At 68.6% G+C, this 16,037-nt stretch carries 13 protein-coding genes and 2 tRNA genes; 11 read left to right on the top strand and 4 right to left on the bottom strand.

Annotation, left to right across the window (positions count from 1 at the left end; genetic code table 11):
• Nucleotides 1-13 precede the first annotated feature (13 nt).
• Both DTS01S_RS04260 and DTS01S_RS04255 read left to right on the top strand, forming a co-directional pair.
• A complete protein-coding gene (locus tag DTS01S_RS04260) occupies nucleotides 14-877 on the top strand; it encodes a 3',5'-nucleoside bisphosphate phosphatase (RefSeq protein ID WP_061287381.1) in 864 nt (287 codons plus the stop codon).
• Nucleotides 878-902: 25 nt separating this feature from the next.
• Nucleotides 903-1,547, top strand: a complete 645-nt coding sequence (locus DTS01S_RS04255; RefSeq protein WP_016445718.1) for an L-threonylcarbamoyladenylate synthase — start codon at nucleotides 903-905, stop codon at nucleotides 1,545-1,547.
• A gap of 77 nt (nucleotides 1,548-1,624) precedes the next feature.
• Here the strand turns inward: DTS01S_RS04255 and DTS01S_RS04250 are convergent, their stop codons facing one another.
• Nucleotides 1,625-2,950, bottom strand: coding sequence for a methyl-accepting chemotaxis protein (locus tag DTS01S_RS04250; protein WP_047217067.1), 1,326 nt, complete (start codon nucleotides 2,948-2,950; stop codon nucleotides 1,625-1,627).
• 176 nt (nucleotides 2,951-3,126) lie between these two features.
• Here DTS01S_RS04250 and DTS01S_RS04245 point away from each other — a divergent pair, with 176 nt between their 5' ends.
• The 5 genes from DTS01S_RS04245 (at nucleotide 3,127) to DTS01S_RS04225 (ending at nucleotide 10,174) form a co-directional block, all read left to right on the top strand.
• Nucleotides 3,127-3,804 carry a site-2 protease family protein gene (locus tag DTS01S_RS04245; RefSeq protein ID WP_016445716.1) on the top strand — a complete coding sequence of 226 codons (678 nt, stop codon included), beginning with the start codon at nucleotides 3,127-3,129 and terminating at the stop codon, nucleotides 3,802-3,804.
• 75 nt (nucleotides 3,805-3,879) lie between these two features.
• The gene (locus DTS01S_RS04240) at nucleotides 3,880-5,172 is read left to right on the top strand and encodes a tryptophan--tRNA ligase (RefSeq protein ID WP_017404606.1); all 1,293 of its coding nucleotides are present in this window, start codon (nucleotides 3,880-3,882) and stop codon (nucleotides 5,170-5,172) included.
• A 95-nt stretch (nucleotides 5,173-5,267) separates the two neighbouring features.
• Nucleotides 5,268-5,981: a response regulator transcription factor gene (locus DTS01S_RS04235; RefSeq protein ID WP_016445714.1), complete on the top strand. Its 714-nt coding sequence runs from the start codon at nucleotides 5,268-5,270 to the stop codon at nucleotides 5,979-5,981.
• Nucleotides 5,978-7,768: a FecR family protein gene (locus DTS01S_RS04230; RefSeq protein WP_017404605.1), complete on the top strand. Its 1,791-nt coding sequence runs from the start codon at nucleotides 5,978-5,980 to the stop codon at nucleotides 7,766-7,768. Before DTS01S_RS04235 ends, DTS01S_RS04230 begins: the two co-directional genes overlap by 4 nt.
• A 27-nt stretch (nucleotides 7,769-7,795) precedes the next feature.
• A complete protein-coding gene (locus DTS01S_RS04225) occupies nucleotides 7,796-10,174 on the top strand; it encodes a CHASE2 domain-containing protein (protein WP_061287380.1) in 2,379 nt (792 codons plus the stop codon).
• An 89-nt stretch (nucleotides 10,175-10,263) separates the two neighbouring features.
• On the opposite strand, the gene DTS01S_RS04220 is transcribed toward DTS01S_RS04225, so the two are convergent.
• The 3 genes from DTS01S_RS04220 to hrcA form a co-directional block, all read right to left on the bottom strand.
• Nucleotides 10,264-10,340, bottom strand: a tRNA-Arg gene (locus DTS01S_RS04220).
• A gap of 178 nt (nucleotides 10,341-10,518) precedes the next feature.
• Nucleotides 10,519-10,597, bottom strand: a tRNA-Ile gene (locus DTS01S_RS04215).
• A 67-nt stretch (nucleotides 10,598-10,664) separates the two neighbouring features.
• Nucleotides 10,665-11,669, bottom strand: a complete 1,005-nt coding sequence (gene hrcA / locus DTS01S_RS04210; protein ID WP_016445711.1) for a heat-inducible transcriptional repressor HrcA — start codon at nucleotides 11,667-11,669, stop codon at nucleotides 10,665-10,667.
• Between the two features lie 30 nt (nucleotides 11,670-11,699).
• Between hrcA and DTS01S_RS04205 the strand changes: the two genes are divergently transcribed.
• From DTS01S_RS04205 to creB, 4 genes are read left to right on the top strand one after another with little or no spacing between them, the layout of a single operon-like run.
• The gene (locus tag DTS01S_RS04205) at nucleotides 11,700-12,596 is read left to right on the top strand and encodes an NAD kinase (RefSeq protein WP_016451050.1); all 897 of its coding nucleotides are present in this window, start codon (nucleotides 11,700-11,702) and stop codon (nucleotides 12,594-12,596) included.
• Nucleotides 12,597-12,598: 2 nt separating this feature from the next.
• Nucleotides 12,599-14,374, top strand: a complete 1,776-nt coding sequence (recN, locus tag DTS01S_RS04200; RefSeq protein ID WP_017405127.1) for a DNA repair protein RecN — start codon at nucleotides 12,599-12,601, stop codon at nucleotides 14,372-14,374.
• Nucleotides 14,375-14,378: 4 nt separating this feature from the next.
• Nucleotides 14,379-15,281 (top strand): RNase adapter RapZ, encoded by a 903-nt coding sequence (rapZ, locus tag DTS01S_RS04195; RefSeq protein ID WP_016451048.1) that lies wholly within the window; start codon nucleotides 14,379-14,381, stop codon nucleotides 15,279-15,281.
• 30 nt (nucleotides 15,282-15,311) lie between these two features.
• A complete protein-coding gene (creB, locus tag DTS01S_RS04190) occupies nucleotides 15,312-16,034 on the top strand; it encodes a two-component system response regulator CreB (protein WP_016445708.1) in 723 nt (240 codons plus the stop codon).
• Nucleotides 16,035-16,037: the final 3 nt, after the last annotated feature.

Below are 16,037 nucleotides of genomic sequence, written 5' to 3'. Positions count from 1 at the left end.
CTACAATGGGCCGGTGCCCAAGTCCTATCTGAATGCCGATCTGCACAGCCACTCCGTGGTCTCGGATGGAACGCTGACGCCTGAACAACTGGCCGAACGTGCCGCGGCCCGCGGCGTGCAGCTGTGGGCGCTGACCGACCACGACGAGGTCGGCGGCCAGCACCGCGCAGCCGCCGCAGCGCGCGCCTGCGGCCTGGACTACCTGACGGGCGCAGAGATCTCGGTGAGCTTTGCAGGCGCCACGGTGCACATCGTGGGCCTGGGCTTTGACGCAGACGACCCGGCCCTGGTCGAAGGCCTGCATGCCACGCGCGACGGACGCGGTCCCCGCGCCCGCGAGATGGCCCGCCAGCTGGAGCTGGCCGGCATTGAAGGCAGCTACGAAGGCGCGCTGCGCTTTGCCGGCAATCCCGCGCTGATCTCGCGCACGCATTTCGCGCGCTTTCTCGTGGAATCCGGCCGCTGCCGCGACACCGGCGAGGTGTTCCGCCACTACCTGACCGAAGGCCATCCCGGCTACGTGCCCCATACCTGGGCGCGCCTGGCCGACGCCGTGCGCTGGATCACGCAGGCCGGCGGCGTGGCGGTGATCGCCCACCCGGCCCGCTATGCGCTGACGGCCAACGAGGAGTACGCGCTGTTTTCCGAATTCAAGGCCCATGGGGGCCAGGGCGTGGAGGTCGTCACCGGCAGCCACCGCCCCAGCGAGTACGCCGTCTATGCCGACATGGCCCGCGAGTTCGGCCTGGCCGCCTCGCGCGGCAGCGACTTCCACAGCCCCGAGGAGTCGCATACCGACCTGGGCGACCTGCCCTACCTGCCGGGCCAGCTGACGCCGGTATGGGAACTGCTGGGCGAGCGCATTCAGCCGGCCTGAGCCCTTCCCGCAAACAACGCACACCATGGTCCTACGCTTCGAAGCCCACCCCGACAATCCCCAGCCCCGTCTCATCAAGCAGGCCGCCGACATGCTGCGCCAGGGCGCCATCCTGGCCATTCCCACGGACTCCAGCTATGCACTGGTCTGCCATCTGGACGACCGCCCTGCGGTGGAGCGGCTGCGCCGCATCCGCCAGATCAACGACAAGCACCACCTCACGCTGCTGTGCCGCGACCTGTCGGAGCTGTCCAGCCATGCGCGCGTGGACAACCGCCAGTACCGGCTGTTGAAGCTGGCCACACCGGGGCCGTACACCTTCATCCTGGAAGCCTCCAAGGAAGTGCCCAAGCGCCTGAGCCACCCCTCGCGCAAGACCATCGGCCTGCGCGTGCCGGACCGCAAGGGCACGCAGCTGCTGCTGGAGCAGCTGGGCGAGCCGCTGATCGCCACCACGCTGATCCCGCCCGGAGAGACCGAGGCCCTGCATGACGCGGATGCCATCCTGGAGCGCTTTCCCCACGAGCTCGATGCCATCGTCGATGCAGGTGCCTGCCCCTCGGAGCCGACCACGGTGATCGACCTGGTGCCCATGGCCCTGGGCAATCCGCCCACCGTGGTGCGGCAAGGCCGGGGCAGCCTGGAGGCCCTGGGCCTGGAAATGACCTGAATCACCCCACCCCCCGCACAAACATCAACGCCGGGCATGCCCGGCGTCTGTTTTTGCAGCTTGATCCTGAAAGGCGTTCAGTGCTGCGCCCACTCCAGGGGCCGGGGTGCAGCAGCCGGCGCGCGCTGCAACGGCCTCGTCACAGCGGCGGACAAGACTGCGGCGGGAGCCATCGACGGCTTCTGCGGCTGCACCCGCACGCCAGCGCCAGCATCCTGCGGCTCGTCATCGAGCTTGAAGGCGCCCACGGCCTGCTCCAGCTCCTGGGCGCGCTCGCTCAACGCTGAGGCCGCACGCGAGGCCTGATGCACCAGGGCCGCGTTCTCCTGGGTGGCGCTGTCCATGTGGCCCACGGCGGCGTTGACCTGGGCAATGCCTTCGCTTTGCTCGCGCAGGGCCTGCGACATTTCGCCGAGCAGGCCCGAGACCTGGCCCACGGCGCCGACAATCTCCTGCATGGTGGCCCCCGCCTGGTTGACCAGGCCCGCGCCGCTTTCCACCTGGCGCACGCTGGTGGTGATCAGTTCCTTGATCTGCTTGGCAGCCTCGGCCGAACGGCCGGCCAGGCTGCGCACCTCGCTGGCCACCACGGCGAAGCCCCGGCCCTGTTCGCCCGCGCGTGCCGCCTCCACGGCCGCGTTCAGCGCAAGGATATTGGTCTGGAAGGCAATGCCTTCGATGACCTGGATGATGTCCACGATCTTGCGCGAGCTGCCGCTGATGGCCTCCATGGTCTGCACCACCTCGCCCACCACGGCCCCCCCGCGCCTGGCCGTGGACGATGCATCGACGGCCAGGCCGCTGGCCGAATGCGCGCGCTCCGCGTTCTGGCGCACGGTGGCCGTGAGCTGCTCCATGCTGGCCGCCGTCTGGGCCAACGCCGAGACCTGGGCCTCGGTGCGGCGCGACAGGTCGGTGTTGCCGGCGTCGATCTCACCGGCCGACAGGCCGATGGAATCCGTGGACTGCTTGATGCGGCCGACCAGCTCGGTCAGCGTGTCTTCCATGGTGCCCAGCGCGCCCAGCAGGCGGCCGAAGTCGCCCTGCAGCTCGGTCGAAAACTCCTGGCTCAGGTCGCCGGCGGCCACCGTTTCGGCAATCAGGATGGCCTGGCCCAGCGGCTGCACGATGCCGCGCCGCAGGCTGAACCAGGCCACCAGGGCCAGTGTGCAGACGGCCGCCCCCAGGCCCAGCACCCACCAGCGCGTGTGCACCAGCGCCTGCTCGGCCACCGTGGTCGCCCCGCCGGCCGCCAGCGCCTGCTCGGCCTGCCCCAGCGAGAGCACCGTGACCGCCATCATCGTGAACACCAGCAGATTGATACCGCCGAACGCAATCACCAGCCGCCAGCCTATCGGCAGCCTGCCCAAGCCCAGTACGCCCACGTGCCACCTCTTGTCCATATGGCCCGAGGGCCTTGGTGAAAAACCTGTTGATTCGCCCATCGCATTGCTGTTTCATTTTGCAACACAGAGGCGGCTGTTGCCAATCCGCGGGAAACCACCATATCCGGTCGGCCGCAGCGCTGCGCACGGGCTCTGGCGGTGCCCAGCGGCAAGGGTGGCCGCCGTCTGAGACAATGCCCGCCGTGGACATCTCCAACCTCATCCAGACCGTACTCATCTATGCCCTGCCCGTGCTCTTCGCGATCACGGTGCACGAGGCTGCCCACGGCTATGCCGCACGCCACTTCGGCGACAACACGGCCGCCATGATGGGACGCATCACGCTCAACCCCATCAAGCACATCGACCCCATCGGCACCATCCTGATGCCGCTGCTGCTGTATTTCGCCACCTCGGGCGCCTTCCTGTTCGGCTACGCCAAGCCCGTGCCCGTGCGCTTCGACCAGTTGCGCAACCCCAAGCGCGACATGATCTGGGTGGCCCTGGCGGGCCCGGCCTCCAATTTCGTGCAGGCGCTGATGTGGGGCGTGCTGCTCGTGGTTCTGGTCGGATCGGGAGTGGGCGAGCGCTTCTTCATTGAAATGTGCCGCGCCGGCATCCTGGTCAATCTGGTGATGTGGGCCTTCAACCTCTTCCCGCTGCCGCCGCTGGACGGCGGGCGCATCCTCGTCGGCCTGCTGCCCTGGCGCCAGGCGCAATGGGTGGCGCGAATCGAACCCTGGGGATTCTTCATCGTCATGGGACTGGTCATCGCCGGCGTGGTCGGCAGCCTGTGGCTACGGCCGCTGATGGATCTCGGCTATGCCGTGATCGATCTCGCGTTGACGCCGCTGATCGCGCTGCTGCGCTGAACGCGCGGCAGACCCGCCCAGCCTGCCCGTCAGATTCCCTTCTTTTCTCTCTATTGCCTGTCGCAGTCTCCCGTCATGAGCACCATCCGTTTCCTCACCGGCATCACTCCCAGCGGAACCCCGCACCTCGGCAACTATGCCGGCATGCTGCGCCCGGCCATCGCGGCCAGCCGCTCGCGCGAGGTGGAGAACTTCTACTTCCTGGCCGACTACCACGCACTGATCAAGTGCCAGGACCCGGCGCGCGTGCAGCGCTCCACCATCGAGATCGCGGCCAGCTGGCTGGCGGCGGGGCTGGACCCCGAGCATGTGACCTTCTACCGCCAGTCCGACATCCCCGAGATCCCCGAGCTGTGCTGGCTGCTGACCTGCGTGACCGGCAAGGGCCTGCTCAACCGCGCCCACGCCTACAAGGCGGCCGTGGACAAGAACCACGCGGACGGCGCCGAGACCGATGACGGCGTGACTGCCGGCCTGTTCATGTACCCCGTGCTGATGGCTGCCGACATCCTGGCCTTCAACGCCCACAAGGTGCCCGTGGGCCGCGACCAGGTCCAGCACATCGAGATGGCGCGCGACATGGCCTCCAGCTTCAACCACATCTATGGCGGCGAGTTCTTCACGCTGCCCGAGGCACAGGTCGAGGACAACGTGGCCACGCTGCCCGGCCTGGACGGCCGCAAGATGAGCAAGAGCTACAACAACACCATCCCGCTGTTCTCCACGCGCGAGCAGCTGCGCAAGCTCATCGGCAGCATCACCACCGATTCGCGCACGCCCGGCGAGCCCAAGGAAGTCGAGGGTTCGGCCCTGTTCCAGATCTACCAGGGCTTTGCCAGCGAGGAAGAAACCGAGGCGCTGCGCCGCCAGTACGCCGAAGGCATTGCCTGGGGCGACGCCAAGCAGCAGCTGTTCGAGCGCATCGACCGCGAGCTGGCCCCCATGCGCGAGCGCTACGAGCACCTGGTGGCCCATCCGGGCGAACTGGAGGACATCCTGCAGGCCGGCGCCACCAAGGCCCGCCGCGAGACCCTGCCCCTGATCCGCGAACTGCGCTCGGCCGTCGGCCTGCGCAGCCTGGCCCAGGCCCCCGTGGCCGCCAAGGCCAAGGCCGCGAAGCAGGCCCTGCCCCAGTTCAAGCAATACCGCGAAGCCGACGGCAAGTTCTACTTCAAGCTCGTGGCTGCCGACGGCCAGCTGCTGCTGCAAAGCCTGGGCTTCGACGCCCCCAAGGAAGCCGGCCAGGCCATCGGCCAACTGCAAAGGGAAGGCGAGGCGGCCCTGTCCGCACTGCAGTCCCGGCTGCAGCCCGCCGACGCGCAGTTGGTGCTGGCCGCCCTGCAGCAACTGCGCGATGCTTCGGAGTAAGGGTAAGCTTCGCTTGAGAAACCGCATATTTGCGGGCAGTCTTGCCCGCAAGCCCTGCGCCCGGGATTCTGGCGCTTGCGTGAAAGGACATTGGGATGCGTATCGCTGCTCTGGACGATGATCCGCTGCAACTGGAGATGCTGCGTCAGGTTGCGCTGGAGACGGGCCACAGCTGCCACACCTACCAGACGGGCTCGGCCCTGCAGTTGGAACTGCGCCGCGAGAGCTTCGACCTTCTGATCGTGGACTGGCACCTTCCGGACATGGAAGGAACGGACCTGGTGCGGTGGACGCGCGGACATGTGAGCCGCGAGCTGCCCATCCTCATCATCACCCACCGCAGCGAAGAGGCCGACATCGTCGAAGGCCTGTCCTGCGGCGCAGACGATTTCATGGTCAAGCCCGTGCGCCACGGCGAGCTGCGCGCGCGCATGGCCGCCCTGCTGCGCCGCGCCTATCCGGTGAACACGCAAAGCGTGCTGGAGTTCGGCCCCTTCCGGTTCCTCACCACCACCAACAGCCTGGAAATGAATGGCCAGCCCATCGAGGTGACGCACCGCGAATACACGCTGGCCCTGACGCTGTTCCAGAACCAGGGCCGCCTGCTGTCGCGCGAACACCTGCGCGAAGCCGTGTGGGGCCACAACGCCGAAGTGCAGTCACGCTCGCTGGACACACATATCTCGCGCCTGCGCGCGCTGCTGAACCTGCGCGCCGGTCAGCCCTACGCCATCAGCGCCGTGTACGGCTACGGCTACCGCCTGGACGTGCCTGACGAGGCATTGCAGGCGGCACCTCAAACACCATGAACAGACTCTTGCTCGCCGCCAGCCTGCGCGGGCCCGTCGCGCGGGCCTGCCTGCTGGCAAGCCTGGCCCTGCTGGGCGCTGCCGCCACACAGGCCCAGATCAAACCCGCCGCCAGCGGCGGCGACATGCTCGCCCACCGCGTGGCCACAGGCGACACCCTGGAACAGCTGGCCAGCCGCTACCTGGGCGATGCACGCCAGTGGACCCAGCTGCAGCAGCACAACGGCGTGGCCAACCCGTACCGTCTGCGGCCCGGCTCCGTGCTGGAGATTCCCGTGCGCCTGCTGCGCGCCGCCGTGGCCTCCGTGGAATTCGTGCAGGGCGATGCGCGCAGCACACGCGCGCTCGACCATCTGGCCGACACGCAAGGCGGCTCGGCCGAAGACGCTGGCCAGGTCCTGCGCAAGGGACAGACGCTGCAGGAAGGCGATCGACTGCAGCTTGCGCCGGACGCCTTTGTGGCCGTGCGCCTGGCCGATGGCTCTTTGGTGCGCGTGCAGTCGCAGTCCGATGTCCTGCTGCGCCAGATGCGCCGCAAGGGCCGGGCCGGCAGCCTGCAGTCCGTGATCGACCTGCGAGAAGGCAGCGTGGAGGCCTCGGTCCCCCCCGAGCAGGGCAATGCCCAGCGCCGCTTCGAAGTGCGCACGCCTGCGGCATCGACCAGCGTGCGGGGCACGCGTTTCCTGGTGCAGACCGATGCGGCAGGCAGGACAGCGGCCGCCGTCGATGAAGGCACGGTCGCCGTGGGCTCGGACGCCTCTGGCGCACCTTCCGGCGATGCGCTGCTGCACCCCGGCCAGGGCGTGGCCGTGGCGGCAGACGGCCGCGTCGGCCAACCCCGCCCCATGCTGGGTGCGCCCGACATCACCGCCTGGCCCGCCTTGGCGGAAGACGCCAACTGGATCAGCCTGCCCCTGCCGGCCTTGCCCGGCGCCGTGCGTTACCAGCTGCAGCTGTCGCGCGACGCGGACATGACCCAGGTGCTGCGCAGCGCCAGCTTCCAGGCCATGGCCTCACCGCTGCGCCTGGCAGGCGTGGACGATGGCGACTATGTACTGTCCCTGCGCGGCATCGACGCCCAGGGCATTCCGGGTGCAGCCAGCCGGCGCGCCCTGCGCGTCAAGGCCCATCCCGTGCCGCCGCTGTACGAATCACCGCAGGCCGACGCCACCGTGGGCCTGGGCCGCGCCGGCCTGCAGTGCACCAAGGTGGTGGGCGCCGTGCGCTACCGCATCCAGGTCGTTTCTGCCGATGCCCAGGCCGGCTTTGCCGAACCTGCCATCGACGCGCGCGACCTGAACGACTGCACATTGCCCGCAGCCGCGCTGGCCCGGCTGCCGGCCGGCCGCTATCTTTGGCGCGCCGCCAGCATCCGCACGCTGGCCGACGGCAAGCCCGACCAGGGCCCGTTCGCCGCAGCCCAGGCCATGCAGCTGGCGGCCGTGCCGCCCCAGCCCTCGGCCAGCGCGCTGCAGATGGGCGACGGCCCCGCCGAGGGCAGCCGCCAGATCCGCTGGAGTGGCGAGCCCGGCCAGCGCTACCACGTGATGGTGGCGCGCGACCAGGAGTTCACCGCGCCGCTGGTTGACCTCTGGACCGACCAGCCGCAATGGAGCACCGAGGACCTGCCCGCAGGCAGCTACTACCTGCGGCTGCAGATCGAGGACGCCAACGGCCTGCGCAGCGATTTCTCGGCCGCACGCCAGTTCCGCACCGGCAGCTGGATCGTCGATGCCAGCGGCGAGATGATGCAATCGGGCAGCGGAGAGCGCCTGCAGCGCCAGTAACCGCACCCGTTCAATCCTTGACCACGCTTGTCCACCCTGCCGCCTTCGCCTGACAGTCCCGCCACGCCGGCGCAGCAGGTGCAGCCGGCGCCCGCGCGTGGCCGGGGGCTGCGGCGGGACTGGCTGCTGCTGGCGGCGGGACTGCTGTCCCTGGTGTTCTGGCTCAGCGGTGACGGGCAGCTGGAGCGCATCAACGGACTGGTGCAGGACACGGCCAGCTGGCTGCACCGCCCCAAGGCATCTCAGGACATCGTCATCGTGGCCATCGACAATGCCAGCATCGACGCCATAGGCCGCTGGCCCTGGAGGCGTGCCTTGCACGCGGGCCTGCTGGAGCGCATCAGCCAGGCCCCGCCGCGCGCCATCGGCCTGGACGTGATGCTCAGCGAAGAAGATCTGGACTATCCAGGCGATGATCTGCTGCTGGCGCGCGTCCTGCAGCGCAGCGGCCGCACCGCCTTGCCCGTGGCGTCGGGCACGGATCCGCTGCCGGCCTTTGCACAGGCTGCGGCAGCGCTGGGCCACACCCAGCTGCCCGTGGATTCCGACGGCGCCGTGCGCAGCTTCCATGCCATTGAAGGCAGCGCGCAGCAGCCCTGGTGGCACATGGCGCTGGCCCTGCACTGCGTGGGCCAGCACGGCCGCGCATGCGCCCGCCCCGAACCCGTGCCGCCGCTGGACCCCGGCACACCCGCATGGCAGCGCCGCCAGCGGGAGATCATTGCCTTCGCACAGGCCAGGCCCGAGCAGGGCGCGCGTGACCGCTCGCCCTTCACCACCTATTCGTACATCGACGTGCTGCGCGGCCGCATTCCTGCTGCGGCATTTCGCGGCAAATACGTGCTCATAGGAACGACGGCCGCCGGACTGGGAGCGCAGTTCACCGCACCGCTGGGTGCCAGCGCGCGCCCCATCTCCAGCGTGGAAATGCTGGCCCATGTGCTCAACGGCAGCCTGCAGGGCTCGCACGTACACCGCGCTTCGGCGGGGCTGGACCGTGCGCTCAACACCGCAGCCGTGCTGCTGGCCCTGCTGGCCCTGGCCTGGCTGGGCCCTTCGGGCGGCATGCTGGCCTGCGCGCTGCTGGCCCTGGCCTGCCTGTCGCTGGCCGGGCTGGCACCACGCATCTGGCAGGTGCAGACGGCCCCTGCCGCAGCCCTGCTGGGCCTGGCCCTGGCCTATCCGCTGTGGAGCTGGCTGCGCCTGCGCGCCGCCGCCCGCTTTCTGGCGCTGGAACTGCGAGACCTGCAGGGCCAGGGCCTGCCCACCGCGCTGCGCCTGGGCGGCGACCTGCTGGACCAGCGCATTGCCGCCGTCGAGCAGGCTTCGCGGCAACTGCGCGCCCTGCACCATTTCGTCAGCGAAAGCCTGCGCCAGCTGCCCTCGCCCACCTTTGTCTGCGACCGCCAGGGCCATGTGCTGCTGGCCAATGCCGCGGCCCATGCCTATGCGCGCAGCCTGGATCACGACCTGCGCGCTGGCGACTCCCTTCCCAGGCTGCTCGATGGCCTGCAGGCGCTGGACACGGCGCCCGGCCCGCAAGCCGGCAGCCCGCTGCTCACGGCCAGGGCGCTTGCCGCCGGCGGCCTGCCGCTCAGCAGCGAGGGGCGCGACGGTCGCGGCCGCAGCCTGATGCTGCTGGTCCAGGCCTTCGAGGCTCCGCCCACCACGGGCTGGCTGATCACCCTGGTCGATATCAGCGATCTGCGCAGCGCCCAGGCCCAGCGCGACCAGGCCATGCAGTTCATCTCGCACGACATCCGGGCGCCCGTGGCATCCATCATCACCTTGCTGGAGATGCAGCGTGGTTCCGTACAAGCGCCCGACCTGGGCATGCTGCTCCCGCGCATCGAAGGCTATGCCCAGGCCTCCCTGCAGCTGGCCGACGATTTCGTGCACCTGGCTCGTGCCCAGCAGCAGGCGCTGCGCCAGCAGCAGCTGGACCTGGGCCTGGTGCTGGACCAGGCCGTGGAAAGCTGCTGGGCCCAGGCCAGCGCCGCCCATGTGCAGCTGGAATTCAGCCTGCCCGAGCAGGAATGCCCCGTGCTGGGCGACCCGGGCATGCTCCACCGCGCAGCCGTCAACCTGATCGGCAACGCCATCAAGTACGGAGCGCACGGGCAACCGGCAAGCGGCGCCACGGTGCAATGCCTGCTGCTGCAGGACGCCGGCCATTGCCGCATCGCCATCCGGGACCACGGACCCGGCATGGATGCGCAGGCCGTCGCCCGCCTGAGCCAGCCCTTCGAGCGCCTGGACCACCATCAGCACCTGGACGGCGCAGGCCTTGGGCTGGCCTTTGTCCGCACCGTGGCTGCCCGCCATGGCGGGCAGCTGCAGATAGAAAGCGCGCCAGGCCAGGGAAGCACCTTCAGCATCGTGCTGCCGAAGGCGCAGCAAGCCTGACCGGGGGTGTCATCCCAGCGGATCCCAGCGGATGGCCCGTGAAAACGAAAAAGCCCTGAAGTATTTCAACTTCAGGGCTTTGCGTTTTTTGGTGCGGCTGGCAGGAATTGAACCCACGACCCCTTGGTTCGTAGCCAAGTACTCTATCCAGCTGAGCTACAGCCGCAACGCTTCGCATTGTAGCAGCGGGTTTTGGAGCTTCCAGGCAAAAGCGCCATATTTCTGCAAAAAACCTGGAAGTCGCATTCAATGGCAGCCAGGCGCAGCCATGCCAGCCGGCAGCGTCGCTCCCAGCAAAAAAGCCTGCCGCCCGGAAAGGCGGCAGGCTTTTTCATACCAATGGATGGTAGGGCCTCCCAGAGTCGAACTGGGCACCAACGGATTATGAGTCCGCTGCTCTAACCAAGCATGAGCTAAGGCCCCTGATTCACCAAGGCAGCGCGGATGCACGCCATGGCAAACGGCTATTGTAGATCCTAACCTGCGCGGCTCAGCGCTTGTGGCTCAGCGCGTTGCTGACCAGCTTGGAGGTGATGTCCACGATCTGGATCATGCGGTCGTAGTGCATGCGGGTGGGGCCGATCACGCCCAGCGTGCCCACCACCTTGCCATCGAGCTCGTAGGGCGCGCTGACCACGGACAGCTCCTCGAAGGGCACGACCTGGCTTTCGCCCCCGATGTAGATGCGCACACCTTCGGCCTGGCTGGAGAAATCCAGCAGCCTGAGGATCTGGGTCTTTTGCTCGAACAGGTCGAAGGCGCGGCGCAGATTGCCCATGTCGCTGGAGAAATCGCTGACCGACAGCAGGTTGCGCTCGCCCGCGATGACCACGTCCTCCTGGGCACTGGTCATGGCCTCCGTGCCCACGTTGACGGCTGCCTGCATGAGGGTGGCCACCTCGCCGCGCAAAAGCTCGACCTCGCCCTTGAGGCGCTCGCGCACCTCTTCCATGGCCAGGCCTGCGTAGTGGCTGTTGAGAAAGTTCGATGCCTCGATCAGCTGGGAGGCCGAGTAATCCACGTCGGTGAAGATGACGCGGTTTTGCACGTCACCGTCGGGCGAGACGATGATGACCAGAAAGCGCCGCTCCGACAGTCGCACGAATTCGATGTGCTTGAACACCGAGGTGCGGCGAGGCACCAGCACCACGCCCACGAACTGGGAAAGGCTGGACAGCAGATTGGCGGCGTTGGCGATGACTTTCTGCGGCTGCTCGGGCACGAGCTCGGGCGTCACGATATCTGCACGGTCCGCCGTGAGCATGGTGTCCACGAACAGCCGGTAGCCCCGGGCGGTCGGAATGCGGCCGGCCGAGGTGTGCGGACTGATGATCAACCCCAGGTCTTCGAGGTCAGCCATCACATTGCGTATCGTGGCAGGCGACAATTCAAGCCCCGACGCACGCGACAGGGTCCGCGAGCCCACAGGCTGGCCGTCAGCGATGTAACGCTCGATCAGCGCTTTGAGCAACAACTTGGCACGTTCGTCGAGCATGTGATGATTTTAATGATGTAATTTCCAGAAATGACGTCCACGTTTCGCCACGTTGCCTTGATCGGGAAGTACCACGCTCCCAGCGCAAGCGCCCCGTCCGAGAATGCCAGCAACGCGCTCGAGCGCATTGCGGACTTCCTCAGGCGCCAGGGCTGCGAAGTCGTGCTTGATACCCAATCGGCCCTGCACGCAGGGCTCACAGACTACCCCACCCTCGATGTCGATGGCCTGGGCAGGCATTGCGACCTGGGCCTGGTCGTCGGCGGCGACGGCACCATGCTCGGCGTGAGCCGGCACCTGGCGCAATACGGAACGCCCCTGATCGGGGTGAACCAGGGCCGCCTGGGCTTTGTCACCGACATCGCGCTGGAGGACTTCGAGGCCACGCTCACCCCCATGCTGCAGGGCGAGTACGAAGAGGACCTGCGTCCCCTGATGTGCGCCCGCGTGATCCGCGAGGGCGAATGCGTGTTCGAGGCCCTGGCCATGAACGACGTGGTGGTCAACCGCGGCGGCACCTCCGGCATGGTGGAGTTGCGCATCGAGGTCGGCGGCCGCTTTGTCTCCAACCAGCGCGCCGACGGCCTGATCGTGGCCACGCCCACGGGCTCCACGGCCTATGCGCTGTCCGCCGGCGGGCCGATGATGCATCCGTCCATCCCCGCCTGGGTGATGGCACCCATTGCGCCGCACAACCTGTCCAATCGCCCCATCGTGCTGTCCGATGCCAACGAGGTCACGATCGAAGTCGTGGCCGGGCGCGATGTCAGCGCCAATTTTGACATGCAGTCGCTGGCCTCGCTGCAGCACGGCGACCGCATCCTCGTGAGCCGCGCCCACCACAGCGTGCGCTTTCTGCACCCCAAGGGCTGGAACTACTTCGCCACGCTGCGCAAGAAACTGGGCTGGAACGAGGGAGGCGCCTGACCATGGCGCTCAAGCGCATCGTGCTGCGCGACTTCGTGATCGTGCAGGCCCTGGATCTGGACTGGCATGCGGGCTTCACCGTGCTGACCGGCGAGACCGGCGCCGGCAAATCCATCCTGATCGATGCATTGCAGCTGGCCCTGGGCGCCCGCGCCGACGCCGACGTGGTGCGCGAAGGCTGCCCCCAGGCCGATATCTGCGTGGAGTTCGACGGCTGCGCGCGGCTGCGCCCCTGGCTGGAGGCGGCAGGCCTGGCCTGCGAGGACAACAGCCTGCTGCTGCGGCGCACGGTGGACACCCAGGGCCGCAGCCGCGCCTGGATCAACGGCACGCCGGCCACGGCCACGCAGCTGCGCGCCCTGGGCGAGCAGCTGATCGACATCCACGGCCAGCATGCCTGGCAAAGCCTCACGCGGCCCGACGCAGCACGCGCGCTGCTGGACGCCTATGCGGGCATAGACAGCCGCGAGGTCCAGGCCTGCTGGAGCCGCTGGAGCCAGGCACGACAAGCCCTGCAGCATGCGCAATCAGCCCAGGACAGCCTGCAGCGCGAACGCGAACGGCTGCAGTGGCAGATCACCGAACTCGACAAGCTGGCCCCGCAGGCCGACGAGTGGGACGAGCTCAATGCCCAGCACACGCGCCTGTCGCATGCCCAGACCCTGATAGACACCGCCCAGACCACGCTGCAGATGCTGGAGGACGACGAGGCCGGCGTGATCACTCCGCTGGGCCGCGCCAGCCATCTGATACAGAACCAGGAACACCTGGAGCCCGAGTTCCAGAACATCGCCGACGTGCTGGCCTCGTGCACGGCCCAGGTGCAGGATGCGCGCCATTCGCTGCAGGCCTATCTGCGCCGCGCCGACCTGGACCCCGAACGCCTGGCCGAGCTGGATGCACGCCTGTCGCTGTGGATGCAGCTGGCGCGCCGCTACCGCCGCACGCCCGATGAGCTGCCGGCACTGCTGGCCGGCTGGCGCCAGGAGCTGCAGCAGCTGGACGCCGCCGTGGACATCGAGGCCCTGCACGCTGCAGAGCAATCCGCGCAGCAGCACTACCAGGCCAGCGCCCGGGTGCTGTCGCAGCAACGCGCCCTGGCTGCGCCGCGCCTGTCACGCGCCATCACCCAGGCCATGCAGGGCCTGGGCATGGAAGGCGGCCTGTTCGAGGCCGCCCTGTCCACGGCCGATTCTCCCGGTGCCTTTGGCGTGGACAGCGTGGCCTTCCTGGTCGCCGGCCATCCTGGAGCCAGCCCCAAGCCGATTGCCAAGGTGGCGTCGGGCGGTGAGCTGTCGCGCATTTCGCTGGCCATTGCCGTGACCACCAGCGAGCTGGGCGAGGCCGGCACGCTGATCTTCGACGAGGTGGACTCGGGCGTGGGCGGCGCCGTCGCCGAGACCGTGGGCCGCCTCATGCATGCGCTGGGCCGATCGCGCCAAGTGCTGTCCGTCACCCATCTGCCGCAGGTCGCGGCCTGTGCCGACCACCACTATCTGGTGGCCAAGCAGCGCGCAAGGCAGGGCACGCTCAGCACCGTGCAGCCGCTGGACAGCGCCGCGCGCGAGGCAGAGCTGGCCCGCATGCTGGGCGGCGAGCGCCAGTCCGAAACCACGATGGCCCATGCCCGCGAAATGCTGGCCATGGCGCGCCAGGCACCCCCGCCCCGCCCGGCGCCGCGCAGGCCCGGCCGGCAGCGGCCGCAGGCCGACGCGCAGCGTACCCGGCCCAAGCCAGACCGTGCGGCCAACGGCGCGCGCAACACCAATGGAGGCTGATGCCATGTCGCTTGAGATCGTGCTGATCACCGGGATGTCCGGATCGGGCAAATCCGTCGCCCTGCATGCGCTGGAGGATGCCGGCTACTACTGCGTGGACAACCTGCCTCCCGAGCTGCTGTCCGCCTTCGTCGAACTGGAGCACGGCCGCCACAGCAACAAGGTGGCCATCGCCATGGATGCGCGCAGCGCCGGGGGATTGCCCCACCTGCCCGGGCAGCTCGAACGGCTGCAGCGCCAGGGTGTCGTGCCCCACCTGGTCTTTCTGGACGCCACCACGGGCACCCTGGTGCGGCGCTTCTCCGAAACGCGGCGCCGCCATCCTCTGTCGCAAGGGCCTGTCGCCGAGGGCCGCCGCGCCCTGGTGCAGGACATAGAAACCGAGCGCGAACTGCTGGGCGAATTGCGCGAGAAATCGCATGTCATCGACACCAGCCACCTGCGCTCGTCCCAGCTGCAAAGCTATATCAAGGAGCTGATTGCGGCCCCGGTGGGCCAGATGACCCTGGTCTTCCAGTCCTTCGGCTTCAAGCACGGCCTGCCCTCGGATTCCGACTATGTATTCGATGTGCGCATGCTGCCCAATCCGCACTACGAACCCCAGCTGCGCCCGCTGACCGGCATGGATGCGCCCGTGGCCGAGTTCCTGCGCCAGCAGCCCGGCGTGGACCAGATGCGCCGCGACATCCAGCAGTTCCTGGAGTCCTGGCTGGACATGATGGCCAGCAACCACCGCAGCTATGTCACCGTGGCCATCGGCTGCACCGGGGGACAGCACCGCTCGGTCTTCCTGGTCGAGGAACTGGCGCGGCACTTCGCCCCGCGCTGGCCCACGCTGTGCCGGCACCGCTCGCTGGACAGCCGGCCCACGCTCAAGCCTGCCGACCTGCTTGCGCACGACATCTGAAGCGCCAGGGTCCGCTCCCGGAGTACTGCGATGCAAGGCATGCCGATGACGAACGCCCCGCGCGTGTTGCTGGTGGAGGACGACCCCGCCATCGCGCGCACCGTCTGCTATGCGCTGGAGCGTGACGGCATCGCCGTGCGCCACTGCCTGCAGCTGGCCGATGCACGCGCGCAATGGCAGGCGCAGCCGCCCGATGCCCTGCTGCTGGACGTGGGCCTGCCCGATGGCAACGGCCTGGACTGGTGCCGCGAGCTGCGCCAGGCAGGCGCCGCCGTGCCGCTGCTGGTGCTCAGCGCACGCGGCGAGGAAATGGACCGCGTGCTGGGCCTGGAGCTGGGCGCCGACGACTACCTGACCAAACCCTTCAGCCCGCGCGAGCTGGTGGCCCGCACCCGCGCCCTGCTGCGCCGTGCGCAGCGCCTGCAGCCCGCGCCCACAGCCAGCACAGCGCCGCCGGCAGATGCCCTGTTCAGCATCGATACGCAAGGTCAGCGCGTGCGCATGCAGGGCGTGCCCCTGGAGCTGACGCGGCGCGAGTACCAGCTGCTGCGCTGCCTGCTGGAGCGCCCCGGACGCATCCTGAGCCGCGAGTTCCTGCTCGACAGCATCTGGGGCCAGGACAGCGACAGCACGGACCGCACCGTGGACACCCACGTCAAGACCCTGCGCGCCAAGCTGCGTGCCCAGGTGCCGCAGCAGGACTTCATCACCACCCACCGCGGCATGGGCTACAGCCTGACGCTGCCGGGCTGACAC

Source organism: Delftia tsuruhatensis NBRC 16741 (assembly GCF_001571325.1).
Lineage (GTDB): Bacteria > Pseudomonadota > Gammaproteobacteria > Burkholderiales > Burkholderiaceae_C > Comamonas > Comamonas tsuruhatensis.
Note: the sequence above shows the minus strand (reverse complement) of the source record. Positions and strands in the feature narration are given on the sequence as shown.